Genomic DNA, 1,610 nt, shown 5'->3' with positions numbered 1-1,610 from the left:
ACCATCGGCACCCTGCTCGCCGGCTCGAACGTGCTGCTGCCGCGCGCGATCGCGGCGCTCAAGCGGGAGCGGCCGGGCATCACCGTGATCGTCCAGGAGGCGACCTTCGACGCGCAGGTGCCGCGCCTGCTGGACGGCGAGATCGACATGGTCCTCGGCCGGCTCAACCCGATCGGCGACCTGGCCGGACTGCGGCAGATCGTCTTGTACGGGGAGCCGGTGCGCCTCGTCGCGCGGGCCGGGCACCCGGCCCGCGACCGCGCGGACCTGACGCTCGCCGACCTGCTGGACTACCCGTGGGTGCTGCCGCTCCAGCAGACGGCGCTGCGCAGCGAACTGGAGCAGATCTTCCGCGACCGGGACCTGCCCCTGCCCACCGACCTGGTCGAGTGCACCTCGGTGCTGACCGTCCGGACGCTCGTCCGCGACACCGACATGATCGCGGCGCTGCCCGACCTGGTGGCCCGGACGGACGCGGGCGTCGCGCCGCTGCCGGTGCCGCTCGACCCGGTGCGCCGCCAGGTCGGCGTGACCATCCCGGACCGGCGGCCGCTCACGCCGTCGGCGCGGCTGATGCTCGACCACCTGCGGACGCAGGCGGCCGAGATCACCGGGCCCTGATCAGAACAGGTCCTCGCGGAGGGTGGCGAACAGGCCGAGCAGGGCCCGGCTGACCTGGGTGTCCGGGTCCTCCAGGTCCAGGATGACGTCGAAGTGGTTCCGGCCGGGCACGATCAGCAGTTCGCCGTCGCCCCAGTGCGGCTGGAAGCGCCGCGACTGCTCGACGAAGCCGTCGCCGTCGTCCTCGCCGACCGCGAACACCGCCGGGAAGCGCCGCTCCATGGGCTGGAACACCGGGCTGAGCCGGACGGCGGCCTCCCGGTCCATGCGGGCGGTGTCGTTCACGTAGGTGCGCAGGATCGGGCGCAGGTCGAACAGACCGCTGAACGGCATCGCCGCCTTGACGACGTCGGCGGGCAGCCCCAGCTCCTCCTGCCACCCCTCGACCATGGTCATCCCGGTGAGGTGGCCGCCCGCCGAGCTGCCGCCGACGACGATCCGCTGCGGGTCCAGGCCGTGCTCCAGGCCGTGGTGCCACACCCAGGCGACCGCCGCCCGCACCTGCCGGACGATCTCCCCCACCGTCACCGCCGGGGTGAGGGTGTAGTCGGGGACGACGGTCGCGATGCCCTGGCCGTGCAGCATCCGGGCCATGAAGGCGGTGTCCTCCTTGGCCCCGGCCATCCAGTAGCCGCCGTGCAGGAAGACGAACACCGGGCGGATCTCGCCGTCCGCGGTGCCCCACACGTCCAGCCGCTCGCCGCCGCGCTCGTCGTAGGGGATGTCGCGGGTGCCGGGCAGGCCGTCCACGGCCGCGTCGGAGTCGGCCCGGTAGCGCTCCATCAGCGCCGCGAAGGCCTCGGGGCCCGCCTTGCGGCGCACGTTGTAGGCGACGTCGAGCTGCTCGTCGCTGAGGCCCTCGGCCGGATCGTCACGCAGGTCCATGTTGATCAGCTTAAGCCGGGCGCCGCCCCCGCCCGTGCCCCGAGGCCGCCGCCCACGCCCCGAGCCCGCCGCCCACGCCCCGAGGCCGCCGGTCACGCGCCGGG

General features: G+C 74.2%; 2 protein-coding genes. One reads left to right on the top strand and one right to left on the bottom strand.

Features of this window, described 5'->3' with window-relative positions:
- A partial coding sequence (locus AB0J52_RS39695; RefSeq protein ID WP_500188292.1) for a LysR substrate-binding domain-containing protein occupies positions 1-621 on the top strand: 621 nt, incomplete at its 5' end.
- Here AB0J52_RS39695 and AB0J52_RS39690 read toward each other — a convergent pair.
- Entirely contained in the window at positions 622-1,506 is an 885-nt protein-coding gene (locus AB0J52_RS39690) for an alpha/beta hydrolase (RefSeq protein WP_500188290.1), read from the bottom strand.
- Between the last annotated feature and the right edge of the window lie 104 nt (positions 1,507-1,610).

It is taken from the genome of Spirillospora sp. NPDC049652, assembly GCF_040675125.1.
Taxonomy (GTDB): domain Bacteria; phylum Actinomycetota; class Actinomycetes; order Streptosporangiales; family Streptosporangiaceae; genus Spirillospora.
The sequence above is the reverse complement of the archived record's forward strand: the minus strand, read 5'-3'. Positions and strand labels throughout refer to the sequence as shown.

Bases quoted from the DNA above. Each gene is read 5' to 3' on its own strand.
- AB0J52_RS39690 (WP_500188290.1), bottom strand. From the start codon at position 1,506: ATGGACCTGCGTGACGATCCGGCCGAGGGCCTCAGCGACGAGCAGCTC.